The organism is Kribbella sp. NPDC050470 (genome assembly GCF_044458365.1).
Classification (GTDB): domain Bacteria; phylum Actinomycetota; class Actinomycetes; order Propionibacteriales; family Kribbellaceae; genus Kribbella.
The window spans coordinates 1-24,637 of record NZ_JBITHV010000018.1 but is presented as its reverse complement, the minus strand read 5'-3'; the positions used below and the strand labels follow the sequence as shown (position 1 = coordinate 24,637).

The window sequence follows — 24,637 nt, the reverse complement described above, 5'->3', positions numbered from 1 at the left end:
GACGAGGGAAGGCTGGGAGTTCCAGCCCCATGACCCGCTGCGCCGGAGGCGTAGCATCCAACTCAGTCATGATCGGGCGCCCGCCGCCACCTCGACCGGGGTGTCACCGGCGTCGGTCGGCAGCCGCAGCTCTTCGGGTACGTCGAGGCCGTACATGGCGGCCGCGTTGAGCCCGAGGATCTTCTTCTTCTGCGCGGTCGTGATCGGCGCGTACTCGGTCAGGTCCGCCGGGATCTGGAAGTCGACGAACTGCTCGATCAGCCACTTCGGCGTCCACAGCGCGTAGTCGCTGGCGAAGAAGATCTTGTCCTCGCCGAGCCAGTAGAGCAGCTCGCCGATGATCTGGGCGAAGTACTTCGGCCGGGTGTGGATGAACGGCATCGCGACCGCGAGACCGCCGTACACGTTGGACTCCTGGGTGGCGATCCAGCAGAAGTCCTCCAGCCGGGGCAGGCCGACGTGCTCCACGATGAAGTTCAGGTCGAGGTAGTCGGTGGCGACCTTGTCGATGTCGGCGACGTCGAAGGCGTCCCGGTCCAGCGGCCGGATCGTCGGGCCCTTGTGCACGTGGATGTTGGTGATGCCGAGTTTCAGGCACTCCTCGAGGTACCGGCGCGACCACGGGTCGTCGAGCTTGTAGCCGCGGGAGTCGCCGTGCCACTCGGCGGTGTAGAGCTTGACGCCCTTCAGGCCCATCCGGTCGGCGTCCCGGCGCAGTTGCTCCAGGCCGGCCTCGCCGTACCGCGGGTCGTAGGCGTGGTTGTAGGTCAGCTTGTCCGGGTGCTCGGTCGCCAGGCCGAACGCCTCCTCGGTCTGGCCGAACCCGGTCTTGTAGAAGTCGCTGAGCAGGGTGGCCTGGAAGATCGCGTGGTCGACGTACCCGTCCTCGAACAGGTCCTTCATCAGCCGCTGGCCGCCGTAGTAGGTGTAGGTGTCGTAGTCCCAGACGACCTCTTCGGGACTGAGGTTCTTGTGGTAGTCGTAGAAGCAGTCGATGAACTGCTTGCCGTGCACGTTCTTCAGGTTCGACTCGCGGCCGTCCCAGATGTGCACGTGGGCGTCCACCACGTAGTAGTTCTCGCCGTCCTTGGAGTACATGCCGCCGCCTCTCAGTGCGCGGTGAGGTCGAAGCCGATGTACTCGGCGGCGTCCTCGGGGCTGGCGAACAGGATCGTCTTGTCGTCGAGGTGGACCATCCGGCCGTAGTGGGTGGAGCTGATCTCCTCGAAGATCGAGCCGTCGAACTCCGAGCCGAGGGCGTCGGTCAGCTCGGCGTAGTCGAAGTCGAGCAGGCCGACGCCGTCGACCCGGATCATCGACGGGTACTCGGTCAGCTCGACGCCGTCCTTGGCGCCCATCACGTCCGCGACCACCCGGCCGACCGGCGTGTTCATCAGGGTCACACCGCACTTGTTCGAGAACGCGGTCTCGGATCCGAACTGCATCGTCACTGGTCCAGCTCCTTCGGAGAGTCGAGCCCGAGCTCGTCGAGCAGCGAACGGAACTTCTGCTTGGCGGCGTCGAAACTCGCCGCGAACGTGACCGCCTTGTCGGCCGGCTGCGACCAGATCGGCTGCAGCGCCTGCGCGGCGGCGAGGCTGCGCGGCACCCAGATCCCGAGCCACTCGCCGAACAGTTGCTTGTTGGCCTCGCCGTACTGCTCGTCCCGGGTCAGCAGGCGGAACAGGTTCCGGGTGTAGGCGAGGTCGCGGTCGTAGTCGTGCTCACCGGTGCCGACGATCGTCGGCGTGATGTAGTCGCCGTTGCGGGCCGCGATCTGCATGACCAACTCGGTGCGGAACAGCGAACCGACCAGCTGCTCGAAGACGACGTTGGTCGCGAACAACAGCTCGCACCAGTCACCGACGGCGGTCAGCCGCTCGACCAGCTCGCGGGTCGGCTGCCACTCGGCGGCGTCCTTCCAGACCTCCTTGTGCGCCGAGCCGTCGAACGGTACGTCGGCCTCGGAAAGGTCGAGGTTGAACAGCGCCAGGTCCTGCGCGAACCGCAGCTTGTGCGCCGCGTTCACCGCGACCGCGGTGTTGATCATGTTGGTCGGGCCGGACCGCTGTACGGCGGTGAAGACGTGCAGGCCGAGACCGTTCTCGGCATGCATCCAGGCGCCGAGGTTGCGCTCGATGAACTTCAGCCAGGCCGGGTTCCAGCCGTCGTACGCCCTGGCCCGCTTGGCGTTCTGCAGGCACAGGTCGACCTGGCGGACCACCGCGGAGTTGTTCCGGTAGATGGTCTGGTCCCACTCCTCGTTCGGGTCCAGGAACGCGTGCCAGTTGGACGACTGCGCCTTCGTCCACTCCTTCGGGTAGCCGCCCGGCCCGTCGCCGAACCCGTAGATCCAGCCCTGGGTCAGGTGCCGGTCGGGATCGGGCTGCACGTCGACGGTGACGTCCTCGTACATCGTCGCCCGCAGCTTGGCCGGCCGGTAGTAGTTGTAGCTCCGGCTCTTCGAGCTCGGGAACTCCAGCGCCCCGGCCTCCGAGTCGGTGAACTCGATCCGCGGGAAGCTGCGCTGCTTGGTTTGCGCCATCTCAGACTCCATCGGTAGTCGCTGGGCTGGTGAACTTGTCGTAGAAGACCTGGTCCTTCGGTACGTCGTTTGCCTCCAGCAACGCCAAGGCCGCGTCGACCATCGGGGGCGGTCCGCAGAGGTACACCTCGTTGCGGTGCAGCTCCGCCTCCCGCCGCTCGACGACGTCGGTGACATTGCCGTGCTCGACCTGGAGCTCGCCCGCGCCGTCGGCCGAATCGGACAGGCAGGCGACGAACTCGAAGCCGGTGAGGTCCGCACCGAGCTCCTCGATCGCGTCGAGGTAGAACAGGTCGGCCGCGGTCCGGGCGCCGTAGTAGAACCGGACCGGACGGGTGCTGCCGGACTCCCGCAGGTGCCGCAGGATGGACAGAATGGGAGCCATCCCGGCCCCGCCGGCCACGCAGACGACCGGCAGCACGTGGCCGTCCTTCAGCGTGGACGAGCCGTACGGCCCGGTCAGCGACAACTCGTCGCCCACCGCGAGCTCGCCGTCGAGCAGTGCGGAGAACCGGCCGCCCGGGTACTTCTTGATCAGGAACTCGAGCTGGTCCGGCGTCGACTGGGTGGTCGCCATCGAGAACGACCGGTGCTCGTCGGTGGCGGGGATGGTGATGTCGGCGTACTGGCCCGGCCGGAACTCGAACGCCCGCTCGGTCCGCAGCCGCAGCGACACGATGTCCCGGGTGACCGGTTCGATCGCCTCCACCCGCGAGCTCACGGTCTGGATCGGGACGCCGCCGAGCAGTTCCTCCTCGTCGAAGTTGAGCAACTCGATCGTGCAGTCGCTGAACGCGTGCGCCCGGCACAGCAGCACGTAGCCCTCGGCCACCTCGGCGTCGTTGCACGCGAAGGTGGAGTAGCGCTCCATCTGCAGGTCACCTTCCAGCACGTACGACTTGCAGGCGGAGCACTGCCCCTCCTTGCAGCCGTGCATCAGGTGGATGCCCTGCCGGAACGCCGCGTCGAGGATCTTGTCGTCCTCGGTGACGTCCATCTCGATGTCGACCGGCTCGAACCGGATCCGGTGGGTGTCGGCCACGTCGGCCCTCCTCACACTGGGTGCAGCGGCTGGTGGCGGCGCTCATCCCCGGCGGCGCCACCAGCCTGTTCGGGTGCGGTCAGGCGACCGATGACTCAGCCACGGTGCCGTTGGCGCGGTACTCGGCGATGTGCGCCTCGCGCTCGGCGTCGGACATCTCGTTCAGCAGCACGTTCGGGCTGTTGAAGGTGTTGCCGCGGACGTCGTCGAGGGTCCACATCTTCTTCGGGTCGTCCAGGTCCAGGTGCGGCTGGCCGATCAGCGTCCTGCCGTCGTCGCGGACGTAGCCGAGGTCGGACACGATGTCGGCCAGGTCCTTGCCGTGGTGCAGGGTCTCCCACTCCCGGAACCCGGTCAGCCGGCCCATGTTGGGCGTCGGCCGGCCGTCGTACTCGCCGCGGAACGCGACCGCGTCGGTCCAGTAGCAGGTCTCCGAGCAGTACGTGCGCCACTGGTCGTCGACCTTCTCGACCACGATGTCCTCGTGGATCAGGGCCGGCACCATGCAGGTCCAGCAGCGGTGGGGGTACTGGTAGCCGACGTCCTCGAACGCGATCGGCTTGTTCCGGCCGGGGTAGGCGAGCCGGTTGTAGTTCTCCCACCACTTGCCGTACTTCGAGTACCAGCCGGGGTACTTGTCCTCGAACCACTCGAAGTCCTTGTCGGTCATGGCGTCGATCCGCCAGTAGTTGACCGGCCAGCCGGTGGCGAAGAACCGGGCCACCTCGTGCACGTAGCCCTTGTCCACGATCCGCTTCCAGGCCTCCTCGACCAGGTCGTGCGGAATGACCAGGCCGTACTTCTCCAGCGGCAGCAGGTAGCTGCGGTAGTAGTCGTCGTAGATCCAGCGGCGCCACATCTCCGCATAGCTCTCCCGGTCCTTGCGCCGGTCCTTGGTGCCGTACTCGATGAAGGTGCCGATCGCCGCGTCCACGACGCAGTGGTTGTTCCACCACGCGTAGCGCAGGTCGCGCTCGAGCAGCGGCCGGTTCCGCTCGTCGGCCAGCGCCATCAGCAGGATCGAGTAGCCGTTGCTGATGTGCCGCGACTCGTCGGACTGCACCGAGTGGAAGACCGTCGGCAGCAGGTAGTCGCCGTTGGCCGCGGCCTCGTCCGGCATCGCCACGAACAGCGTGTTGGTGAAGGCGGTCTCGGCCACCACGGTCAGGTAGATGTTCGCCGCGGTGATCGCGTCGCCGGTGATGAACCCCTCACCGAACTGCCGGCCGATGGTGCCCGCGTAGTTGTTCGCGAACGCCTTCTCGGTCATGTCGAACCCGGCCGGGTCGATGTAGTTGTTCATGTACAGCCGCTTGAGGTTCATCTGGATCGTCGAGTGCCGGACCTCGTCGATCATCTGCACCGCCAGCCCGTTGTGGATCTCCGGGTTCGGTACGGCGTCGATCGCCATCGGCATCGCCCGGGCGGCGGAGATCTCCGGGAACGGGATGATCGACAGGAACAGCTTCTGCCACTCCAGCCAGCGCTGCTGGACCTGGCGGAACATGTTCCCCCGGATCGCGCCGTCCATGGCGCCGTACACCCGGTTGTCCTTCTCCTCCTCCATCGGGAAGTAGGACCGCATGATCTGCTTCAGCGGATCCTTCTTGGGAGCCTTCTCGAAGGTGTAGTCGGTGCCGAACCGGGTGGCCGGCGTCGCGAACGTGGGCTCCCACGAGAGCTCGGTGATCTTGGCATGCGCCTTGGTGAGACTCTGCCTGCTCAATGTCTGCCTCCAGGGTCGGGAGCCGGTGTCTGCCGGCTCCATCGGTTCGGCTGAGCTGCGTTGCAGGAATGAAAGCGGTGCGCAGACACAAGTCCTGTCTCAATGTGAGACGGCGGTCACAGGCTTGCGCAGTACCGTTGTTCGTGTTCCGCTGTCGAACAGCGCCGCCGAGCGGAGGGAGCCGGGATGGCCACTGACCTGCCGGTCCGGAACTCGATCAAGATGTCGTGGCAGCGCTCTCAGGCCTCGGCCGTCGACCTCGACCAGCCGGCCCCGGCGTACTTCCCCGGCATCGACTTCGACACCACGCTGAGCCGGGCCGCGCGGCCGGTCATCGACGCGCTGTCGTCGGAACTGACCGACGAGCCGGTGTGCATCATCCTGACCGATGCCAAGGGGATCGTGCTGGACCGCCGCGGCGGCGACCGGTCCCTGATCCGGCGCCTCGACGCGGTCGACCTGGCGCCGGGGTTCCGGTACGCCGAGTCCGAGGTCGGCACCAACGGCATCGGTACGGCGCTCGAGGTCGGCGGCCCCATCCTGGTCCTCGGCGCCGAGCACTACACCGGTGTACTACGCAACTTCGCGTGTGCCGGGGCGCCGATCACGCATCCGATCACCGGCGGGCTGCTCGGCGTCCTGGACATCACCACCCAGGCGCGGAACTCCAACGCCGTACTGCTGTCGGTGGCCAAGATCGCCGCCCGGCGGATCCAGGAGCGCATCATCGAGGAGGCGAACGCGCTGGACCAGGCGCTGCTGAGCGAGTACTACGCGGTCTGCCGGCACACCGGCGGTTCGGTGATCGCGCTCGGCGACGAGGTGTTCATGATCAACGCGCACGCCCAGCAGCACTTCGACTCCACCGACCAGGCCGCGCTCATCGACCGCACCCGGGACGCCCGCGGCGGCACCAAACCGCTGACCTTCATCGCCGACCTGCCGAGCGGGATCAGCGCGCGGCTGGCCTACCAGCCGACGTTCCTCGGCGAGACGCTGGCCGGCGGCATCATCCAGATCCGGGAGCAGCGGTCGGCGCCGCGTGCCGGGACGCGGGTCCCCGCGGTGCCTGGGATGGCCGGGACCAGCGCGTTGTGGCGGCACACCACGCAGGAGGTCCTGGACGCGTGCGGTCGTTCGGAATGGCTCGTGGCCGAGGGCGAACCTGGTGTCGGCAAGACCACCCTGCTCCGCGCGGTCCACGACTACACGACGCCGGCCCGGCGGCTGGCGGTGCTGGATGCCGACGATCCCGAGGTCGTCGCGACTGCTGCGAGTGAGCTGGAGTCTGGGTCCGACCTGATCGTCCGGCATGCCGAGGTGGCGTCCGACGAGGTCATCCACGGTTTGGCCGACCTGCTGCAGAACGCTCGGGACGGCGCGATCGGCCGGGATCCGTGGATCGCGCTGAGCGTGCTGACCGGTCGCTCCGACGAGGACGCGCTCGGGACCCAACTGCTCAGCTTCTTCCCGCGGACTGTCGCCGTACCGCCGCTGCGGCATCACCTCGAGGACGTGCCGGCCCTGGTCCGAAGCCTGCTGAGCCGGGCCGGCATCACCGGTGTGACCCTGTCCGCCGGCGCGATGAACCAGTTGATGCGACTCCCCTGGTCCGGCAACGTCACCCATCTCCGGACCGTCCTGACCGACGTCGCCCGGCGCCGACGCTCCGGGGTCGTCGAGCTGGATGACCTGCCCGCCGAGTGCCACGCCACCACCCGCCGGCACCTCACCCGGATGGAAGCCCTCGAACGCGACGCCATCGTCGGCGCCCTCGCCGCCCACAACGGCGACAAAACCACCGCCGCCACCGCCCTCGGCATGTCCCGAGCCACCATCTACCGCAAGATCCGCGACTACGGCATCCTCAGCTGACCCCAGCCGGGTGTGACCTTGGCTGACCAACTCACGGCAGGAAGGTCTCCAGGTCGGCTGCGAGCTCGTCCGGGTACTCGCCGTTGATCGCGTGTGACGCCTCCGGGTACACCCGCACGGTTTTGTTGCGCAGGGCCCGCTCCGCCGTCGCGGTCGCGGTCTTGGGGTCGTGCATGACGGACTTCCCGGCGATGATCGCCAGAACCGGCACGGTCAGCTTGGACAACTCGTCCTCGGTGATCCGCTGCGGCTGCGGCAGCCGCAGCGTGTAGCCGCTCATCCCGGCTTCGATCATGTCCGCGACCGGCTCGTCCTCGACCGGCGCACCACCGGCGGTATAGGAGTTGAAGCTGTCCCGCCAGGACTTCGGCAGCCATTGGACACTCGCGGGGATCGCTCGGATCATCGTCTCGACCGGCATGCCGTCGTACACGTAGACGGGGTCGATCGTGGTCAGGCTGGCCACGTGCGCCGGCTGGCGCACTGCGAGGTTCGTCGCGGTCCAGCCGCCGATCGACAACCCGACGAGGTGGAACTTCTCCTCCGGCAAGGCCTCCAGCACCTGGTTCAACCAAGCGGCCTGGTCGTCGGCGGAGGTGATCGGCTTGTTCTGCACGCTCATCCCAGGCTCACCGAGCAGGTCGATGGTGTAGACGTCGGCCACCCGGAGCAGCGAGGGCAGGTTGCCGGCCCAAACCGGCGACGCCGACGCCCGCCCCGGCAGCAACACCAGCGGCTCGGCGCGCTTGCTCGGCCCGTCGAACCGGTAGATCCGCACGTAGCCGAAGTCCGTCCGGATGTCGCGGGTGACGGCCGGCTCCGGCAACTCCTCCTTCACCTGGTCGTAGATCCGCACGAACCGGTCATATCCCTCGGCGCTGTTCCAGTGGCCGACCGGCGACGGCGTCCGCAGGACCAGCGCGAACCCGGCGACGATCACCACCAGCACCCCGAGCGTGATCAGGCCTCGCCGCCGCCACCGGCGTTTCGGCTTCTCCGTCACGATTTTCCTCTCCTAACCGTTTGGTAAGTAATTTGATCGTACGGTAAGTTGAGGGCCATGCCAAAGCCAAGAACCGGCGAGCGCCGCCTGACCCTGACCGAGCAGGCGCGGCGGGCCCAGCTGATCGACGTGACCATCGGCCTCGTCGCCGAGCACGGGTACGGCGGCACCTCGCTGGCCCGGATCGCGGAGGGCGCGGAGATCACCAAGGCGGCGGTGCTGTACCACTTCCCGTCCAAGGACGCGGTGCTCCGGGAAGCCCACAAGTATGTCCTCGACGCCCTGGTCGGGACGGTCGCCGCCGCCGTCGAGGCCGCCGCGCCGGCCGATCGGCCCGCGGCCTACATCCGCTCGATGATCGGCCACCTGCGCGAGCACCCGCGGCACACCCGGGTGATCATCGAGGCGATGACCGACGCGGGCGACCTGGCGAACACGGCCGACCGGTGGCGTCCGCTCGCCGACCTGCTCACCGCGGCCCGCGCGTCCGACATGCCCGACGCGGACGCCCGGACCCTCGCGATCATCATCGGCGGCGCCATCGACTCGATCGTCATCGAGCGCCTCAACGACCCCGGCTACGACACCTCAGCCGCTGCGGACTTCCTGGTCTCCCTGGTCCAGCGCTCCCTGACCGGCTGAGCCGGGGAGCCGTCGGTTGAGGATCAGGTCGGTCGCGAGGTCGCGGACCTTGACGTTCCGATCCTGGGAGTAGCGGCTGAGCACGCTGAACGCCTGCTCCGCGTTGAGCCGGTAGCGCTCCATCAGGAGGCCGACGGCCACCGCCACATGGGCCTGGCTGTCGGCGGCGACGGCCAGGCTCTCCATGGTTCGGGCCGTGTCGATCGCGATCGACAGGTACGACGAAAGCACGGCCACGGCACCGGCCAGCTCGGAGCCGATCGTGTCCGGCTTGGGGTGGGCGTAGGTGAGCACGCCGAGCACGCTCTTCCGGCGGCCGATCAGTGGGACGCTGAGCCAGCCACGCCAGCCGAGCGCCGCGGCTCCGCTTGCCCAGCCGGGCCACAGCGGTGTGGTCGCCAGGTCCGAGCACCCCGCGGAGGCCGCACCGGCGGCGACATCGACCGCCGGGCCTTCGTCGTCCGCGACCTGCCACGCATCGGCGAGAGCAAGCAGTGGGTCACTCGCCGCCACCGGAGTCAGCCGGCGCCGGCGGCGTACCTGGATGCTCACTGCGCCCTCAGCTCCGAGCAACTCCCGGCCCGCTGCTACCCCGAGGGCGGCGGTCGCGGCGACGGTGTCGAGCGCGACCAGCTCAGTCGCGAGCTCGACGAGTTCATGGGCGCGGCCCACCCCACTCCTCTGGGCCGCGCCCACAGTCCCCTCCACGCTGCGAGTGTTGGTCTCGCGGGGGCCGGCCCTCAAGCCGGAGAACGAACGATCGGCGCAGGTGGCTTCGCACTCCGGACGAATGCCGGGCGGCCGTCTAGGCTGGTCCCCCGGCGACCGCCGGGCCCGGAGCGCAGGAGGCGTGATGGAGTCGCTCGTGTTCAGCAGCCGCGATGTCGCCGACACCGAGGAGTTCCTGAACAGCGCGTACACGACGATGCAGATCGGCAGCTCCAGCGAGCACTTCCACGCCGAGGTCATCCGTGACGTGATCGCTTCCGTCAGCATCGACCGGATCGACATCGGCTTCGACATGCAGTACGACGCGGACCCGCTGGGCCGGATCTGCCTGTGCCTGATCGAGTCCGGCGGCATCGAGGACCAGGAGACCGACGGCTGGCGGGAGAGCTTCGGTCCGGGTGAGGTGTTCGCCTTCGCGCCACCCGACCGGCCGTACCGGGGAACGATCCGGCACTCCCGCTACAACATCGTCATGTTCGACCCGCAACTGCTGACCCAGGTCGCCGGCATCAGCTCGGCCCCGGTGCGGCTGCTCGATCACCGGCCGGTTTCGCCTGCGGCCGGGCGCCAGTTGATCGACACCATCAGCTACCTGCGTGACTCGGTGCTTTCCCAACCCGACATCCCGGCCGGCAGCCTGGTCGCCTCAACCGCCTCACAATTGCTGGCTGCCAGCGTGCTCAACGCATTCCCCAGCACCGTGCCGACGGAGACGGTCGCCGGCGACCGTCGCGACGCCCATCCGGCCACCCTGCGACGGGCGATCGATTTCATCGAGTCGCACCCGCAGTCCGACCTCAGCCTGGCCGACATCGCACGGGCCGTGTCGGTCACGCCACGCGCGGTCCAGTTGGCGTTCCAGCACCATCTCGGCACGACGCCGATGGGCTACGTCCGGCGGGTCCGGCTGGCGCTGGCGCACCAAGCACTGCAGGAAGCCGACGCCGCCACGACCAGCGTCACGTCGATCGCCGCTCACTGGGGTTTCCACCACCACGGCCGGTTCGCAGCCGCCTATCGCGCCGAGTACGGACAGTCTCCCCGCACCACGCTGCACAGCCTCACGGAGTCGCGAGAGTAAGCACAACCTCGTTGCGGCCGATGGTCAGCTGACCACCCGCGGCTTCGGCGCAGCGGCGGGCGATGTCGAGGCCGAGGCCGGTGGAGCCGCGGTCGCTGCGGCCGCGTTCGCCGGCGCCGAGCGGGATCCCCGGCCCCTTGTCGGCGACGACGATGCGTACGCCGTGCGGCTCGCGCGTCAGCGTGATCCGGGCCGGTGTGCCATCGGGGGTGTGCGCGACCACGTTCTCGACCAGCGCGTCCAGCGCGGCGCCGAGGTCCTCGGCGGACGAGCGGACCATGGCCGGCGGCCTCGGCAGGTCGAGTGCGAGCTCCCGGCCCTGGTCCTCGAAGAGCGGTTCCCAGAAGGCGGCCCGGTTGCGCGTCACCTCAACCGCGTCGCAGTGCGGCACGCGGCCTTCTCGCTGTGGTCGTCGGGCCGCGCTGATCACCGCGGTCAGGGTCCGCTCCAGGCTGTTCACCTGGGTGTTGAGCTCCTCGGCGCGCTCGCGATCCGGCAGTGCCTCGACCTGCAGTCGGAGTGCGGTCAATGGTGTCCGGAGGCGATGGGACAGGTCGGCGACGGCCTCGCGTTCGACGGCGATCACCTCGTCGATCCGGTCGGCCAGCCCGTTGAGGGCGGCGCCGACCTTGGCGACCTCGGCCGGGCCGGTCGTCGGAGCACGGGCGTCCATGTCGCCGCGAGCCAGGCGTTCCGCCGTACGCGCTGTCTCTTCGAGTGGGCGGGCGAGGCGGCGGGAGACGAGCTCGGCGCCGACGATGCTGAGCAGCAGGACGAGCAGGCTGCCGCCGATCAGGATCAGGACCCGCGGGACGAGGCCGTCGTACAACTCGTCGGAGGTCAGGAACAGGCAGACGGAGGCGGGGCCGTCCTCGGTGCCGACGCCGACCTCGACCGCCATCCCGCCGCCGACGTCGCGGTAGTCGGCGTCACCGATCTTCGGCGGTCCCTTCTTGCCGTCGCCGCCGTCGTCGTAGTCACTCGGCAGCGGCTTCGGCGCCGAGACTCCACCGGGTGGTGGCTTGCCCAGCGTCGTACCGTCGGCCAGGCGCACCGAGATGTTGCCGGGCCCCTCGTTCTCCAGGCCTTCGATGTACGCCGTGATGTCGTCCGGCGTGTGGGCCTTGTCGCCGACGTAGTAGGCCACCGACTCGGCCCGGTACCGCGCCTGTTCCTTCGACTCCGACGCGGTCGTGCTCCGCAGCAGGATGATCAGCGGTACGGCGAATGCCAGCACGACCAGCGTGGTCATGCCGACCGACAGGAGCAGGATCCGCCGGCGCATGGTCAGCCGCCCGACAGCTTCACGCCGACACCGCGAACCGAGTGCAGGAACCGCGGTTCGGCCGCCGTCTCCCCCAGCTTGCGGCGCAACCAGGACAGGTGGACGTCGACCGTACGGTCACCGCCACCCCACGGCAGGCCCCACACCTCGGCGAGCAACTCACGCTTGCTGACCACCGCGCCGGGCCGGCGGGACAGCGCGAGCAGCAGGTCGAACTCCTTGCGGGTCAGGTCGACCGGCGCGCCATCGACAGTCACCTCGCGACTGCGTGGATCGATCCGCAATGCGCCGAGGTCGACGATCGTCTCGCCTTGCTGGTCCTGGCCGAGGCGGCGCAGGACGGCACGGATCCGCGCGTCGATCTGGGCCGAGCTGAACGGCTTGATCACGTAGTCGTCCGCGCCCGCATCGAGCAGCTTGACCACGCTGGCGTCGTCGTCACGCGCCGTCGCCACGATCACCGGTACGTCGCTCACCGAACGAACCATCGCCAGCACGTCCCGGCCGTCCAGGTCGGGCAGGCCGAGATCGAGCAGCAGTACGTCGGGCCGGTCCCGGGCCACCACGGCGACCCCGTCGGCGCCGGCGGCCACGGCCGTGACGACATGCCCGGCCGCCGTCAGGGACTTGCCCAGCGACGTCCGGATCGCATGATCGTCCTCGACCAGCAACACCCGCGCCATGCGATGAGAGTAGTGCCTCGAAGAGGCACCCTCTGTGAGGTCGTTACGAAGGTGCTTTCAGGCCGGTGCTGCGGAGCTCCAGGTCGGCGAGCCGGCCGATGATGTCCCGGTCGCCTTCGCGCCACGCGGCGACCGGGTCGTCGGAGATCTTGGCCAGCCGGTGCATCGGCTGGTTGGCCATCGCCCGAAGCGCGAACAGGTCCAGGTCCGCATCGTTGTCGATGAACTTCTGCGCTGCGGTCGCCCGCCGGGAAAACCGGATCCGCCGCGGCAGCCAGAGCAGCAAAGCGAACAGCACCGGCAGCCCGATCGTCACACCGGCCAGCACGTAGGCGAGTTGCTCCACCGCGTGCGCCTGGTCCCGCCCGGCCTGTGCGAGCCGCCCGGCCGCGGCGGCGGCTCCATCCACCGGCGACCGGAGCTGATCGCCGACCGCCGGCACCTTCCCGATCGGCTCCGACAGCCTGCGCAGGTCACCCGCCAGCCCGTCGCCCGCCTCGGCCGCCTTCCGCCCGGGGGTGCCGAGCGCGTTGGTGATCCGGAAGACCAGCCGGCCGAGCTGCACACACAGCCAGACCCACCCCACCAGCATCAGATCACCCAGCACCTGCCCGAACCGCTGCGAGCCGACGTCGGAATAGACCTTCACAAGCGGAACTCCCTCGAGGCGGGGCGGTCGATGAAGGGATTCTCATCCAGATTTCATGGGGGCGCCTGCTGGGCGCGCCATAGTCTGAGCATGCTCTTGTCTCCCAGGCTGGTGACGTTGGCGCTGACCGGAGCGGCCGGTTTCGGGGTCGCGGCGGCCGCGCTGTTCGGCGCGAAGGCCGATCCGCCCGATCTCGGCGAACCGTTGGTCGTGCCCGGACCGAGTACCCCGGCTACACCACCTCACACGGTCACGCCGACGCCGGAACCGGCGCCGGCACCGACCGCGACGAAGACCCGGGCACCGGCCCGGACCCAGGCCACGGCGCCGAAACCGGCCCCGAAGCCGAGCCGGCCGGTGCGGTCCAGCACCCGGGGTGAAGGCATGGACGATGATGATGACGACCGCAACGGCAGTGCAGGCGCAACGGACGGGGACGACGGCGAAGCAGGCGGGGACGGCTGAGCAGCCGGCCGGGGTCGGCCGGCTGGTCGGCGCGGGCTCGGAGGTGGTCCGGTCGGTCCGGGCCCGGATCCTGGCCTGGGTCATCGTGCTCACCGCCCTCGGCATGGCCGGCGCCGCCGGTACGGCGTACCTGCTCGAGACCGAGCGCATCGACGTCCGGATCGACCGCTCGCTGCAGCAGGAGATCGCGGAGTTCGCCGAGTTCCACCGGACCGGGATCGATCCTGGCACCGGGCAGCCGTTCACCAGCGTCGACCGGCTGCTCCAGGTCGCGATGAGCCGGAACGTGCCGGACGAGCACCAGACCATCGTCGCGTTCCTGCCCGACCGGACCTTCACGCCTCGCGACGCCCTCCCGCTGCACAACGATCCGGCGTTCCGGGCCGCGACGACGGGCTCGGACGTCCCGGTGTTCGGCAGCTACGACTCACCCGACGGACCGGTCCGGTACGCGACGATGCCGGTCAAACAGTCCGATCACCAAGGCACCTTCGTGGTCGCCTACTTCACGGCCTCCGAGCACGGCGAGTTCGCCGACGTGATCCGCACCTACCTCGCCGTCGCAGTCGTTGCCTTGGCCGTGGTCGCGCTGGCCGCCTGGCTGACGGCCGGCCGGTTGCTCCGCCCGATTCGCGACGTACGGCGAACCGCGCTGGCAATCAGCGACACCGACCTGACCCGCCGGATCGACGTCACCGGGCACGACGACGTGTCCGAGCTGGCCCGCACGTTCAATGCGATGCTGGACCGGCTGGAGGATGCGTTCGCCACTCAGCGGGAGTTCCTGAACGACGCCGGGCACGAGCTGCGGACGCCGATCACGATCGTGCGCGGCCACTTGGAGCTGCTGGACGAGTCCGACCCGCGTGACGTCGCCGAGACCCGGACGCTGCTGGTCGGCGAGCTGGACCGGATGAGCCGGCTGGTCGAGGATCTGGTGCTGCTCGCCCGGGCACAGCGGCCGGACTTCCTGCGCCCCGCGCCGGTCGATGTCGAGATGCTGACCGACGAGGTGTTCGACAAGGCGCGTGCCCTCGGCAAGCGCCAGTGGCGTATTGACCAACGGGCCCAGGCGACGATCGCGGCCGACGCGCAGCGGCTGACCCAGGCGCTGGTGCAACTGGCCGAGAACGCGGTCAAGTTCACCGGACCGGACGACGTGATCGCGATCGGGTCGTCGGCGAACGCGATCGTCGTCCGGTTCTGGGTCCGGGACAGCGGGATGGGGGTCCCGGCCGAGGACACCGTCCGGATCTTCGAACGCTTCCGGCGTGGGCGCGGCGGCCAACGGGCGGAGGGCTCCGGGCTCGGCCTGGCGATCGTGCAGGCCATCGCCGAAGCCCACGGCGGTCATGCCTGGGTGGAGTCGCCGCCGGGCAGTGGCGCGACCTTCCGGCTGGAGATTCCGCGGACGGCGTCGCCGTACGAGATCCCTGGGGGAACCACAGTGAGTCACCAGGACCGGTCGTGAACCGCATCCTGATCGCGGAGGACGAGGAGCTGATCGCGTCGTTCGTCGCGAAAGGCCTGCGGGCGAACGGCTTCACGCCGACCACCGTGGGCTTCGGGCAGCTCGCCCTGGAGCGGGCGCTGAGCAGCGAGTTCGACCTGCTGGTGCTCGACCTCGGACTGCCGGACCTGGACGGCTTCACGGTGCTGGCCCGGTTGCGCGCGGCGGGCAGCACGATGCCGGTCGTGATCCTGACCGCCCGGGACTCCGTCGACGACACCGTCGCCGGGCTCGAAGGCGGTGCGGACGACTACATCCCCAAGCCGTTCCGGTTCGAGGAACTGCTGGCCAGGATCCGGTTGCGGCTGCGCGACGACCGGACGGCGGAGCCCACAGTGCTGCGCTGCGGCGACCTGTCGCTCGACCTGCGCAGCCGGCGTGCCTCCGCGGACGGGCGGGTGGTGGAGCTGACCGCGCGGGAGTTCGTGCTGGTGGAGATGTTCCTGCGCAACCCCGGCCAGGTGCTGTCGCGGCAGCAGTTGCTCAGCCACATCTGGGGGTACGACTACGACCCCGGGTCGAACATCGTCGACGTCTACGTCCGGTACCTGCGCAAGAAGCTCGGCCCAGAACGGATCGAGACCGTCCGGGGCATGGGCTATCGCCTCGCGCCCGGCCCGGAGCTGCTGGACTGACAGACGAAGGGGCCGCCCGGTGGGGGGTGAAGCCCGGGCGGCCCGTTCGGAGCCTCGTCAGCAGGAGGAGGGGTGGCCGCTCGGGCCACTCCCGCCGAGGCTCGGCACCGGCGGCGCCTCATTGCCGTCAGCAACTAGATTGGCTGTGGCCCGCCGGACGACGCCGAACGGGGTTCCGGTCCGGCGCTGGCCCAGCGGGTTCCCGCCGAGGATCCGGAGCAGGTCGGCCGGCGGCAGCGACCGGGACGACGTCGCCCGGATCGATCCACCGAAGTCGTTGATGTCCACGATCGCCACCCCGGCCTGGAACCTCGCCTCCAGGCGCCGGCAGAGCTCCACAGCCTGGTACGGCGGCATCGGCGGGATGAGCACGTCGTCGTACGGCGGTCGCGCGCCGTCGAGGTCACGCGCCAGGTTGCCGGCCACCCGGTAGAACATGCCCTTGTGGCCGAGCGGCCGGGTGAATCCGGCGCACAGGACGGCGAGACTGATCCGCACCCGGCCCTGCGTCTGGACGACGTACTGCATCTTGGCGGGCACCGAGAGTCCCTGGGATCCCGACCGTGGCCGGACTCTCCCGGCCAGGAACCGCGCCAGGGCTCCGACCCCCAGCGAGGCGATCGGGACGGCGCCCCCGGACAGCAGTACGGCGACCTTCTCGCTGATCACGATCGTGTCGTCGGAGGACAGCGCGGGCAGGTGCTCGGCCAGCGCGAGGGTCAGGTCGTCGGTGGGTTCCAGCCATCGGGTCGGCACGGCGATCGTGGTCCAAGCGGACATTCCTCGAGGTCCTTTCGCGGGTTCGTCCGCAGCCTGGCAGCCGAATCCGCGCGAGTGGATGAATCCACGATGAGAGTCCTTTCATGCAGCCTGACGGACGCGGCCGCGCAGCCTCTTCACCGTGTCCAGGAGCAGGCGTCCCTCTGGCGCCTTGGTGACCAGCAGTCCGGCGCCGTACACGGCGCAGACGGTGACCGCGACGCAGGCGGACTCGATGACCGCATGCGGGGTCAGCAGAACGCGTACGGCGAGCCCGGCGCCGGCTGCGACGACGGCGAGGGCCATCGATCGAAGTAGAAGGAACGTCGCGGGTCGGAGGCTGACACCGTCGTGCCGGTGCCTTAGTAGCCAGGTGTTCGCGGCCGCGGCCAGCAGGAGCGACAACGTCGTCGAGGCGGCCAGGCCGGTGATGCCGTACCGCAGGCCAAGCGTCAGGTCGCCGACGACGTTGACCACCATCGCCACCACGGCCACCGCGACCGGGCGAGTCGTGTCGCCGACCGCGTACGACGCCCTCCGAGGGCGAGCAGCGCCGGGGCGTAGAAGACCATCGCCTTGGCAGACAGCGCGGCATCGTCGTCCGAGAACCCGCCGTGGCCGAAGACCGTTGTCACCAAGGGTTCTGCGGCGCAGACCAGGATCACGCAGAGCGGTGTCAGGCACACCGCTGTCACGGCGAGGCCTTGGTCGACGAGCTTCCGCATCCGGGCGCGATCCGTCGCGTACGCGCCGAGGGCGGGATAGAGGGCCGTGAGCAACGAGGCGACGAGCAACGTCTCGCCGAGACTGACCAGCCGCCAGGCGTATCCGAGAGCCGAGATCGTTCCTTCGGCAAGGGTTGAACCGACCGCGCGGTCGACCAGGGTGTTGACGTTGCCGACTGCGCTTCCGACGAGCAGGGCGGGCACGAGACGTGCGATCTCGCGGAAGCCCGGGTCGTCCAGGCGGAGCGACGGGCGGAGCCGGATGCCCAACTGATGCACCGGGATCAGTTGCAGGAGCAGGCGGGTGGCAGAGCCCGCGACGAAGCCCCATGCCAGCGCGATGACGCCGTACTGGGGACCGAAGATCGCAGCGCTTCCGATCATCACGAGGTTGAACGGCACGCCCTGGAAGCCGGACCAGCCGAAGCGGCCATGGGCTTGGACGAGTCCGGCCAGCAGGTTGGTGCCGGCGATCAGGACCGTCGCGGCGAGCACGACTCGGGTCAGTTGGCGAGCGAGCTCGACCTGCTCACCCTCGAAGCCTGGGGCGAGGGCGGCGACCACGGGAGTGACCGCGATCCACATCACCAGCGAGCCGAGGCCCAGGACGATCAAGGTCACCGACAACGCGACGTCGAAGCTGCGGTGCGGGCGACAACAGCCGCCCTCGTCGCGGGCTTCGCGTGCTGTCACGGGTACGGCGGCCTTGGCCATCGCGCCGGCGACCAGGCCGAGTACGACGTTCATCAGGCCTTGCGCGACGAAGTACGCGTCCAGTGCTGCCCCGGCGCCGAAGACCGCGGCGATGACGACGTCCCGGGCGAACCCGAGCAGCGTCGATACCGCGGTGAGGACCGTGACCACGGCCGCAGCGCGTGTCACGCTCCACATGCGCGGCAGTCTAGGGATCCGTGCGGGTTCTCAGCGCGACGATTGGAGAACTCTCATCACTCAGAGCGCCGAGGTGATGCAGGATCCCACTCTCCTGAGGCCCAGGCCGACAGATAGGCATAGGCAAACTCTCGAGTGTTCGGCCAGTACTCGTCGGACCGGCTGAGATCGGGTCGTTCCTCGATGCTCAGTTGATCGAGAAACACATCCAACTGGCCGTTCGTCTTGTGTGACTCGACCATCAGCACAGCAGGCGGCAAGCATTCCGCGGCATCCTCGAGCGCGACAAGAGCAGCAGTCACGTCGAGCAATGCTGTCCACGACGGGCGGTGCGCTCCGAGCTCGCCGACGAAGTCCTGCAGCGCTTCCGATCGTGTCAGTGAATAGTAGAACCGGTTACCGATCCGGCGTCTGCGCAGGATTCCTGCCTTCTCGAGCGAGTCGCATTCGTTGACGACATTGCTCTTCGCATAACCTATCCACTCGCTGATGATCGTCGTCGAGCCAAGTGACGGTCCGGAGAGGAAGTAGCGGAGAATCTCCGTCCTGGCGCCGACACCGAACGCGGCTCGCATCCGCAGCCAAGCACGAGACGGCTGTTTCATGCTCGTCAGCGATGATCGATTGGTGGTCTCGTAGGGAATCTCGTCGGTGGCCCCGGGCCACCGAGCTGTCGAGTGTTCGTTGACTGTAGCCGCGAACCAGCCCCAGGCCGCCGCGGCCTCCGGTCTGTTCCGCAACAGACCGCGTAGGCGCACCCGTGAGACGTAGCGCCAGTAGTGAATGCACCAGTCGAGCGCCTCGTCGCGAAGCCTGGGATCGAAGTCGGCAACCTCTGCTGTGCGGAGTATCAACGGCTCCGGATCCACGATCCACGATCGGTGAGTCCGCCCCCAACCCGAGACCCCGAGCTCGGCCCACGCTCCCCAGAGCAGTTCGAGCTCGAGCTCACGCAGGGATGAGCGCTGGTTCCTAGAGGTCGACATCTCCGGCCTCAACTCCCAACTGCGCAAGGATCGTCGTGAGCTCCTGACGGAAACCGCCGGAGTCGTCGTGCGTCCGAGTCCACCGCGACGCCGCTACCAGCTCGTCGGCTGTCGGCGCCAACGCTTGCAGATCGGTCAGATGCTTGCTGGTTCGAACACCGGAATGATCGACGGCGGCGTACAGCTTGAAGCAGATCATGTCGTACCTGCCGACCACATGAACCTCGAGTGATCCATAGCGCCGTACCGTGACCCGGTCCTCGAAATGGTCCGGCAGACCGAAGTCGAACAGCGAAGCCGGCCCGTTGTTGAGCCACCGCTCCGACAGACCGAGCGCTGCGCCGACTTCACGAGCCGCGTCGGCGAGCGGTGCAGGAATTCTCTCGGCCTTCACGTAGTGGTTGTCCTCGACCAGCCCCACGACGTCGAGGTCTGCTGTCGGTCGTTTCACGACCCCAAGAAGCAGCAGGCTGCTACCGCCGACCACAAGGATGCGGCTCTCGATCTGCCGGCTCTCGAGCACCGCGCCAAGGGTCTGCAGAGCCTCCTCCAGTCCTTCGAGCGCGAACATACTGTCATGTTATCGAGGTAGATCGAACATGTAAACTGGTCGATTCGTGCAGGCAAACTAAGACGGTCAACCCTGTTCGTGCCCTCTGTCCAGCCCTTTCTTGTAGGTCAGAGCGCCGAGCGCAAGTCCCAGAGCAGCGGGTAGTAGCGCAGGTCGAGGCGGCTGCGCAGGTAGCCGGCGCCGGACGAGCCGCCGGTGCCGGGCTTGGTGCCGATCATTCGCTCGACCATGACGACGTGCCGGGCTCGCCAGGCGGCGGCGAGCTCGTCGTGCTGGACCAGGGCCTCGGCGAGCTCCCAGACGGCGGCGTAGTGCGCGCGGTCGCCGGCGACCTTGCGGAGGGCGTCGCGGACCGCGTCCTCGGAGTCGGTGGCGAATCCGGCCTTCTCGAGGACGGCGAGATACGCGTCCCAGAGCGTGGGCGCCGCCAGGCGTTCCTCGAGGCGGGCCTTCTCGGCGTCGGTCAGGCCCCGGAACCGCCTCACGAACGACGGGTCCTTGGCCCCGGAGAGGAACTCGATCTCGCGGTACTGCACCGACTGGAAGCCGCTTGCCGGGGACAACCGGTGCCGGAACTCGCCGAAGTCCTGCGGAGTCATCGTCTCCAGGATGTCGACCTGCTGGGTCAGCGTCCGCTCGATGGTGTGCACCCGGCGGAGCAGGTGCTCAGCCAGCCACAGCTCACCGGACAGCATCGCGTCCCGGGACGCGGTCAGCTCGTGAAGCACCTGCTTGAACCACAGCTCGTACACCTGGTGGATGGTGATGAACAGCAGCTCGTCGTGCGCCGGCGGATCCGACTCCAGCCGCTGCTGGTCCAGCAGCTGCGCCAGCCGCAGGTAGCTGCCGTACGTCAGCCGCCCACCCTCCTCACCGAAGTGGATGTCGACCCCGTCCCACCGTCCGGCCACCCCGTCACCAGTGCTCATGAGGCCGAGGGTAGCCGACCCGTCCGTGACCGGTCAGGGATTCGCTCGTTGGGTGTGAGGTACGCCAATTCGAGGAGTTGCATGTCCGCCACGGTCCAGACCCCACTCGTTCCGGGCCCGATTCAGGGACCCACGCGTGAGGAACCCCAGATCGAGGCGTTGCTGCCCGACGACTACGCCTTCCTGGTCCACCTGGCCTACCTGATCCTCCCGCCTTCGATCAGCCGGCCCCGACGGGTGGCCGCGGCGCATGCCGTCGTCCAGCGTGCGCTGCCACCCGACACGTCGTACCCGCGCGAGGTCATGCGCCGGCTCGTCATCCAGGAGGCAGCCCACCAGGCCTCCCGCCGTACGCCGCTGTGCCGCCTGAGCAGCGCGCTCGCGCCGCCCGACGCCGCCGACTTCACCCCGTGCGCCAGGACCCTCGACCGCACGGCTCACCACCACCGCACCACCCGCGGCCGTCGCCTGGCCATCACCTTCACCCTCCTCACCACCCTCGCCATCCTCATTTCCCTCCTGACGTAACACCGGATTCGAAGCTGGTCGAATCTGGTTCCTTGGCGGGGGCTGCTCGGCATACTGCAGTGGTGGCGATTCACCTGACGATGACCGCGGATCAGCTTGGTCGGTCGCGCTTCGCCGTCTCGCCTGCACAGGAGGTCGTGAGCACAGTCCGCCTTCGCGACGGGCATCCCGCGCAGCACGCCAGGACCTGGTACTCGCGGGCGCGATCGTTGATGCCGGCCAGTGAGCTGGCGTTGCTGGAGGCGCTGGTCCCGGCCGATCACGACTACGCCCCGGACTTCCTGACGCCGCCGCCCGCGCGGCCTACGGTGACGATCGAGGAGCAGGCGCGGCTCATCGCCAACAGCTCCCCTGACGACATCGAGCGCCAACTCGACATCAGCCTGCGCGGCCGGCCGGTCCGCGACGACGTCGTGGCGCTGTTCGGCGACGAGGAGACCTACCTGCGGTGGCGTCGTACGGCGCCCGAGCCGCTCGAGCGCGTGATCGCCGAAGGCCCGGAAGCGGTCGCCATGGCCGCCGCGAAGGCGCTGCAACTCTTCTTCGAGCTCGCGATCGAACCGGACTGGAGCCGGACCACAGCAGTCCTTGAGGACGACGTACGCCGCAAGAGCGACCTGCTCGCCTCCCGCGGAGCCGTCGCCATGCTCAACGACCTCGGCCGCGGCATGGTGTGGGACGGCGAAGGCATCGTCCTGGACCGGTCGTACGACGTCACCGTCGACTGGGCGGACGACGGCGTACTGATGATCCCGACCTCGACGCACGTCGGCCCGGTGCAGTTCACGGTGAAGTGCCCGGAGCAACCGGCCGTCGTCTACCGCGCGAACGGCATCGCCCGACTCTGGCAGCGCGACATCCAGGCACCCAATCGCGCACTGGCCGACCTCCTCGGCGAGACCCGCGCGGCACTGCTGACCGAGCTCGGCGAACACCAGTCGACGAAGGAGCTGAGCAGCCGACTGCCGTGGAGTGCTCCGACGGTGTCGTACCACTTGCAGGTCCTCCTGCGGGCGGGTCTGGTCGGACGAACTCGACGCGGCAACAGCGTGGTCTATCGCCGTACGCCGGTGGGCGACTCGCTGCTGGGGGCGTGAGGTGTCGGAAGCTCAGCAGGACGCACCCCCTGCCTGGCGTCGCTTCGTGCCCTGGCAGGACCGCGCGACCCGGGTCGACGTTGCGTTGATGGGCGCGATCCTCGGTGTCGTCGCACTCGGGCTCGCGTTGCGTCCGCTCAAGCCGTTCCTGGTCGCGTCGCATCCGGTCGCGCTCGCGTTCCTGACCGGCGACCTGGTGGCGATCGGGGCCGCGGCGGCTTTCGCGCGGATCGGGGAAGCGCCGCTGTGGCTGGTCATCGTCGCGGGTGCGGCCGGGATGGTGAAGTTCGACTGGCTGACGTGGTGGACCGGGCGGCAGTGGGGCGAGGGCATCATCCGGATGTTCACCACCAGCCAACGGGTACTGCGCTTCGCCGCCCGGACCACCGAGCTCCCGCCGTGGGTCCTGCGAGTCGCCGTACTTCTCGCCGTACTGCCTGGCGTTCCCACCGCGGTGGTGTACGCGATGGCCGGCTGGGCCCGGATGCGGCTGTCCGTCTTCCTCCTGCTGGACCTCGCCGGCGCCGTGCTCATGACCGGCCTGATCGCAGCACTCGGCTACTGGAGCGGTCAGCGAGCCGTCGACATCGTCCTGATGATCGACAGGTACGCCTCCATCATCAGCCTGTCGATGATCGGCCTCGCCCTCCTCATCCCCGTCACCAAGCGCCTGATCCACCGAGCACGATCCACGCGTTGACCTGCACAGCCCAATGGGACCTGGTTCACGAGGACGCCTGCCGCGGCCAATCCTCAGCACGGTGAGATGTGGTCTGCGGCCGGTCGCGTAGACCGCAGCGCGTAGGCGACCGCGGGATACGCCAGCGCGTGAAACCGGTGCTGAAGGCAACGACCGCGAGCAAGACGACGAGGGGGACCAACACGTCGCCGAGCGGATCGTCATACAGGACGACGATCGAGTGCACCCGAAAATACTCGTCGCTCCTCACGACAACCCCCGCGGCAAACGGTTACCGTAACGGTCACCATGAACCGTCCTACCCGATCACCCCATCCACACTCATCCACACACGACCCCCAACATCCAAACCCGAACCCCCCCGACCCACCCGCCCCATCCCTTCGCCTTCCCGCGCCGGCCTCCGAACGGCTGTCGTCGCTGCGCGAATGCACCGCGAGCACGTCCCGACCGGCGTGGTCGCCCCCGCCCCACCCCCGCTCCCGCCCCACCCCCGCTCCCGCCCGCTCCCGCCCCGCCCCGCTCCGCTCCCGACGAAGGTTCCCCGCCGAGTCGTGGATTGTGGTCGGATTCAGCGGCCGACATCAGCCGAAATCCACAACCCAACGACCCACAGCAGGATGTCGCCGCCGACGCACCACCCGACACCCAACTCCTCGCCGAGTCGTCGATCTCGGTCAGATTCCGCGGCCAACACCAACCAAAATCCACAACCCAACGACCCACAGCAGGATGTCGCCGCCGACGCACCACCCGACACCCAACTCCTCGCCGAGTCGTCGATCTCGGTCGAATTCCGCGGCCAACACCAGCCAAAACACAACTCAACGACTCACAGCAGAATGTCGCCGCCGACGCACCACCCGACACCCATACTCCTCGCCGAGTTGTCGATTTTGGTCGGATTCGGCGGCCGACATCAGCCGAAATCCACAACTCAACGACTCACAGCAGGATGTCGCCGCCGACGCGCCACCCGACACCCATACTCCTCGCCGAGTTGTCGATTTTGGTCGGATTCGGCGGCCGACATCAGCCGAAATCCACAACTCAACGACTCACAGCAGGATGTCGCCGCCGACGCGCCACCCGACACCCATACTCCTCGCCGAGTCGTGGATTTTGGTCGGATTCGGCGGCCGGCATCTGCCGGAATCCACAACTCGACGACTCAGAGCGGGATGTTGCCGCCGGCCAATCGCCCGACGCTCAACTCCTCGTCGAGTTGTCGATATTGGTCGGATTCGGCGGCCAACATCTGCCGGAATCCACAACTCGTCGACTCAGAGCGGGATGTTGCCGCCGGCCAATCGCCCGACGCCCAGAGCCTCGTCGAGTCTTGGGTTTTGGTCGGATTCGGCGGCCGGCATCAGCCGAAATCCACGATTCGACGGTCAGATCGGGAGGTTGCCGGCGGCGAGTCGCCCAGGCAGTCGGCGACATTCACCGGTTCACCCGTCCACCGGGCTACCTGCCGACCGGCCGGAGTTGAGTCCCCGATAGTGGTGTAGCGCGGTCGCCGAGCTCGTCGACGAGGAAGCGGTCACCGCGTGATCCTTCGAGTCAACCTTCCACAGAATC

The 24,637-nt window shown here is 68.5% G+C and carries 25 protein-coding genes; 8 read left to right on the top strand and 17 right to left on the bottom strand.

The window, feature by feature from the left end; genetic code table 11:
* Positions 1 to 66: 66 nt before the first annotated feature.
* The 5 genes from ACIBGM_RS41385 to ACIBGM_RS41365 form a co-directional block, all read right to left on the bottom strand.
* Positions 67 to 1,098: an amidohydrolase family protein gene (locus ACIBGM_RS41385; protein ID WP_360530858.1), complete on the bottom strand. Its 1,032-nt coding sequence runs from the start codon at positions 1,096 to 1,098 to the stop codon at positions 67 to 69.
* A gap of 11 nt (positions 1,099 to 1,109) precedes the next feature.
* Complete coding sequence (mimD, locus tag ACIBGM_RS41380; RefSeq protein WP_360530992.1) at positions 1,110 to 1,445, bottom strand: propane 2-monooxygenase effector subunit MimD; 336 nt, start codon at positions 1,443 to 1,445, stop codon at positions 1,110 to 1,112.
* A gap of 2 nt (positions 1,446 to 1,447) precedes the next feature.
* A complete protein-coding gene (locus ACIBGM_RS41375) occupies positions 1,448 to 2,545 on the bottom strand; it encodes an aromatic/alkene monooxygenase hydroxylase subunit beta (protein ID WP_396388662.1) in 1,098 nt (365 codons plus the stop codon).
* Between the two features lies 1 nt (position 2,546).
* Entirely contained in the window at positions 2,547 to 3,587 is a 1,041-nt protein-coding gene (locus ACIBGM_RS41370; protein ID WP_396388661.1) for an FAD-binding oxidoreductase, read from the bottom strand.
* Positions 3,588 to 3,666: 79 nt separating this feature from the next.
* Positions 3,667 to 5,313 carry a hypothetical protein gene (locus ACIBGM_RS41365; protein ID WP_360530849.1) on the bottom strand — a complete coding sequence of 549 codons (1,647 nt, stop codon included), beginning with the start codon at positions 5,311 to 5,313 and terminating at the stop codon, positions 3,667 to 3,669.
* A gap of 186 nt (positions 5,314 to 5,499) precedes the next feature.
* On the opposite strand from ACIBGM_RS41365, the gene ACIBGM_RS41360 reads away from it, so the two are divergent.
* The gene (locus ACIBGM_RS41360; protein ID WP_396388660.1) at positions 5,500 to 7,188 is read left to right on the top strand and encodes a sigma-54-dependent Fis family transcriptional regulator; all 1,689 of its coding nucleotides are present in this window, start codon (positions 5,500 to 5,502) and stop codon (positions 7,186 to 7,188) included.
* Positions 7,189 to 7,219: 31 nt separating this feature from the next.
* Here ACIBGM_RS41360 and ACIBGM_RS41355 read toward each other — a convergent pair whose 3' ends face one another.
* The gene (locus ACIBGM_RS41355; RefSeq protein WP_360530843.1) at positions 7,220 to 8,191 is read right to left on the bottom strand and encodes an alpha/beta hydrolase; all 972 of its coding nucleotides are present in this window, start codon (positions 8,189 to 8,191) and stop codon (positions 7,220 to 7,222) included.
* A gap of 57 nt (positions 8,192 to 8,248) precedes the next feature.
* Between ACIBGM_RS41355 and ACIBGM_RS41350 the strand changes: the two genes are divergently transcribed.
* Positions 8,249 to 8,833, top strand: coding sequence for a helix-turn-helix domain-containing protein (locus ACIBGM_RS41350; protein WP_360530840.1), 585 nt, complete (start codon positions 8,249 to 8,251; stop codon positions 8,831 to 8,833).
* Here the strand turns inward: ACIBGM_RS41350 and ACIBGM_RS41345 are convergent.
* A complete protein-coding gene (locus ACIBGM_RS41345) occupies positions 8,780 to 9,541 on the bottom strand; it encodes a GAF and ANTAR domain-containing protein (RefSeq protein WP_360530838.1) in 762 nt (253 codons plus the stop codon). The two genes, ACIBGM_RS41350 and ACIBGM_RS41345, sit on opposite strands and share 54 nt — an antisense overlap.
* A 145-nt stretch (positions 9,542 to 9,686) precedes the next feature.
* Between ACIBGM_RS41345 and ACIBGM_RS41340 the strand changes: the two genes are divergently transcribed.
* Complete coding sequence (locus ACIBGM_RS41340) at positions 9,687 to 10,643, top strand: helix-turn-helix transcriptional regulator (protein ID WP_360530835.1); 957 nt, start codon at positions 9,687 to 9,689, stop codon at positions 10,641 to 10,643.
* Here the strand turns inward: ACIBGM_RS41340 and ACIBGM_RS41335 are convergent.
* The 4 genes from ACIBGM_RS41335 to ACIBGM_RS41320 all read right to left on the bottom strand — a co-directional run bounded on the left by ACIBGM_RS41335 (position 10,624) and on the right by ACIBGM_RS41320 (position 13,646).
* Entirely contained in the window at positions 10,624 to 11,928 is a 1,305-nt protein-coding gene (locus ACIBGM_RS41335; protein WP_396388659.1) for a sensor histidine kinase, read from the bottom strand. The two genes, ACIBGM_RS41340 and ACIBGM_RS41335, sit on opposite strands and share 20 nt — an antisense overlap.
* A gap of 2 nt (positions 11,929 to 11,930) precedes the next feature.
* Positions 11,931 to 12,611 carry a response regulator transcription factor gene (locus ACIBGM_RS41330; RefSeq protein WP_360530829.1) on the bottom strand — a complete coding sequence of 227 codons (681 nt, stop codon included), beginning with the start codon at positions 12,609 to 12,611 and terminating at the stop codon, positions 11,931 to 11,933.
* Positions 12,612 to 12,654: 43 nt separating this feature from the next.
* On the bottom strand, positions 12,655 to 13,260 hold the full coding sequence (locus tag ACIBGM_RS41325) for a hypothetical protein (RefSeq protein WP_396388658.1): 606 nt from the start codon (positions 13,258 to 13,260) through the stop codon (positions 12,655 to 12,657).
* Positions 13,261 to 13,502: 242 nt separating this feature from the next.
* A complete protein-coding gene (locus ACIBGM_RS41320; protein ID WP_360530823.1) occupies positions 13,503 to 13,646 on the bottom strand; it encodes a hypothetical protein in 144 nt (47 codons plus the stop codon).
* 11 nt (positions 13,647 to 13,657) lie between these two features.
* Between ACIBGM_RS41320 and ACIBGM_RS41315 the strand changes: the two genes are divergently transcribed.
* Positions 13,658 to 15,196, top strand: a complete 1,539-nt coding sequence (locus ACIBGM_RS41315) for an ATP-binding protein (RefSeq protein WP_396388657.1) — start codon at positions 13,658 to 13,660, stop codon at positions 15,194 to 15,196.
* Positions 15,193 to 15,870 carry a response regulator transcription factor gene (locus ACIBGM_RS41310; protein ID WP_396388656.1) on the top strand — a complete coding sequence of 226 codons (678 nt, stop codon included), beginning with the start codon at positions 15,193 to 15,195 and terminating at the stop codon, positions 15,868 to 15,870. The genes ACIBGM_RS41315 and ACIBGM_RS41310 overlap by 4 nt, the downstream gene beginning before the upstream one ends.
* Positions 15,871 to 15,927: 57 nt before the next feature.
* Here ACIBGM_RS41310 and ACIBGM_RS41305 read toward each other — a convergent pair whose 3' ends face one another.
* From ACIBGM_RS41305 to ACIBGM_RS41280, 6 genes are all read right to left on the bottom strand, one after another.
* The gene (locus ACIBGM_RS41305; protein WP_396388655.1) at positions 15,928 to 16,650 is read right to left on the bottom strand and encodes a hypothetical protein; all 723 of its coding nucleotides are present in this window, start codon (positions 16,648 to 16,650) and stop codon (positions 15,928 to 15,930) included.
* Between the two features lie 81 nt (positions 16,651 to 16,731).
* Positions 16,732 to 17,109 carry a polysaccharide biosynthesis C-terminal domain-containing protein gene (locus tag ACIBGM_RS41300; RefSeq protein WP_396388722.1) on the bottom strand — a complete coding sequence of 126 codons (378 nt, stop codon included), beginning with the start codon at positions 17,107 to 17,109 and terminating at the stop codon, positions 16,732 to 16,734.
* Entirely contained in the window at positions 17,082 to 18,245 is a 1,164-nt protein-coding gene (gene murJ / locus ACIBGM_RS41295; RefSeq protein ID WP_396388654.1) for a murein biosynthesis integral membrane protein MurJ, read from the bottom strand. Before murJ ends, ACIBGM_RS41300 begins: the two co-directional genes overlap by 28 nt.
* Positions 18,246 to 18,301: 56 nt before the next feature.
* Complete coding sequence (locus tag ACIBGM_RS41290; protein ID WP_360530808.1) at positions 18,302 to 19,114, bottom strand: winged helix-turn-helix domain-containing protein; 813 nt, start codon at positions 19,112 to 19,114, stop codon at positions 18,302 to 18,304.
* A gap of 103 nt (positions 19,115 to 19,217) precedes the next feature.
* A complete protein-coding gene (locus ACIBGM_RS41285; protein ID WP_360530805.1) occupies positions 19,218 to 19,802 on the bottom strand; it encodes a DUF6036 family nucleotidyltransferase in 585 nt (194 codons plus the stop codon).
* A 107-nt stretch (positions 19,803 to 19,909) separates the two neighbouring features.
* The gene (locus ACIBGM_RS41280; protein WP_396388653.1) at positions 19,910 to 20,731 is read right to left on the bottom strand and encodes a tryptophan 2,3-dioxygenase; all 822 of its coding nucleotides are present in this window, start codon (positions 20,729 to 20,731) and stop codon (positions 19,910 to 19,912) included.
* Positions 20,732 to 20,812: 81 nt separating this feature from the next.
* On the opposite strand from ACIBGM_RS41280, the gene ACIBGM_RS41275 reads away from it, so the two are divergent.
* From ACIBGM_RS41275 to ACIBGM_RS41265, 3 genes are all read left to right on the top strand, one after another.
* A complete protein-coding gene (locus ACIBGM_RS41275) occupies positions 20,813 to 21,259 on the top strand; it encodes a hypothetical protein (RefSeq protein WP_360530799.1) in 447 nt (148 codons plus the stop codon).
* A gap of 62 nt (positions 21,260 to 21,321) precedes the next feature.
* Positions 21,322 to 22,356 carry a helix-turn-helix domain-containing protein gene (locus tag ACIBGM_RS41270; protein WP_396388652.1) on the top strand — a complete coding sequence of 345 codons (1,035 nt, stop codon included), beginning with the start codon at positions 21,322 to 21,324 and terminating at the stop codon, positions 22,354 to 22,356.
* Positions 22,357 to 22,402: 46 nt separating this feature from the next.
* A complete protein-coding gene (locus ACIBGM_RS41265; protein WP_396388651.1) occupies positions 22,403 to 23,056 on the top strand; it encodes a DedA family protein in 654 nt (217 codons plus the stop codon).
* The last annotated feature ends 1,581 nt before the right edge of the window (positions 23,057 to 24,637 follow it).

Bases quoted from the DNA above. Each gene is read 5' to 3' on its own strand.
- ACIBGM_RS41385 (WP_360530858.1), bottom strand. From the start codon at position 1,098: ATGTACTCCAAGGACGGCGAGAACTACTACGTGGTGGACGCCCACGTG.
- mimD (WP_360530992.1), bottom strand. From the start codon at position 1,445: ATGCAGTTCGGATCCGAGACCGCGTTCTCGAACAAGTGCGGTGTGACC.
- ACIBGM_RS41375 (WP_396388662.1), bottom strand. From the start codon at position 2,545: ATGGCGCAAACCAAGCAGCGCAGCTTCCCGCGGATCGAGTTCACCGAC.
- ACIBGM_RS41360 (WP_396388660.1), top strand. From the start codon at position 5,500: ATGGCCACTGACCTGCCGGTCCGGAACTCGATCAAGATGTCGTGGCAG.
- ACIBGM_RS41350 (WP_360530840.1), top strand. From the start codon at position 8,249: ATGCCAAAGCCAAGAACCGGCGAGCGCCGCCTGACCCTGACCGAGCAG.
- ACIBGM_RS41340 (WP_360530835.1), top strand. From the start codon at position 9,687: ATGGAGTCGCTCGTGTTCAGCAGCCGCGATGTCGCCGACACCGAGGAG.
- ACIBGM_RS41335 (WP_396388659.1), bottom strand. From the start codon at position 11,928: ATGCGCCGGCGGATCCTGCTCCTGTCGGTCGGCATGACCACGCTGGTC.
- ACIBGM_RS41330 (WP_360530829.1), bottom strand. From the start codon at position 12,611: ATGGCGCGGGTGTTGCTGGTCGAGGACGATCATGCGATCCGGACGTCG.
- ACIBGM_RS41320 (WP_360530823.1), bottom strand. From the start codon at position 13,646: ATGCCTTCACCCCGGGTGCTGGACCGCACCGGCCGGCTCGGCTTCGGG.
- ACIBGM_RS41315 (WP_396388657.1), top strand. From the start codon at position 13,658: ATGACGACCGCAACGGCAGTGCAGGCGCAACGGACGGGGACGACGGCG.
- ACIBGM_RS41305 (WP_396388655.1), bottom strand. From the start codon at position 16,650: ATGTCCGCTTGGACCACGATCGCCGTGCCGACCCGATGGCTGGAACCC.
- ACIBGM_RS41300 (WP_396388722.1), bottom strand. From the start codon at position 17,109: ATGGTGGTCAACGTCGTCGGCGACCTGACGCTTGGCCTGCGGTACGGC.
- murJ (WP_396388654.1), bottom strand. From the start codon at position 18,245: ATGTGGAGCGTGACACGCGCTGCGGCCGTGGTCACGGTCCTCACCGCG.
- ACIBGM_RS41285 (WP_360530805.1), bottom strand. From the start codon at position 19,802: ATGTTCGCGCTCGAAGGACTGGAGGAGGCTCTGCAGACCCTTGGCGCG.
- ACIBGM_RS41280 (WP_396388653.1), bottom strand. From the start codon at position 20,731: ATGAGCACTGGTGACGGGGTGGCCGGACGGTGGGACGGGGTCGACATC.
- ACIBGM_RS41275 (WP_360530799.1), top strand. From the start codon at position 20,813: ATGTCCGCCACGGTCCAGACCCCACTCGTTCCGGGCCCGATTCAGGGA.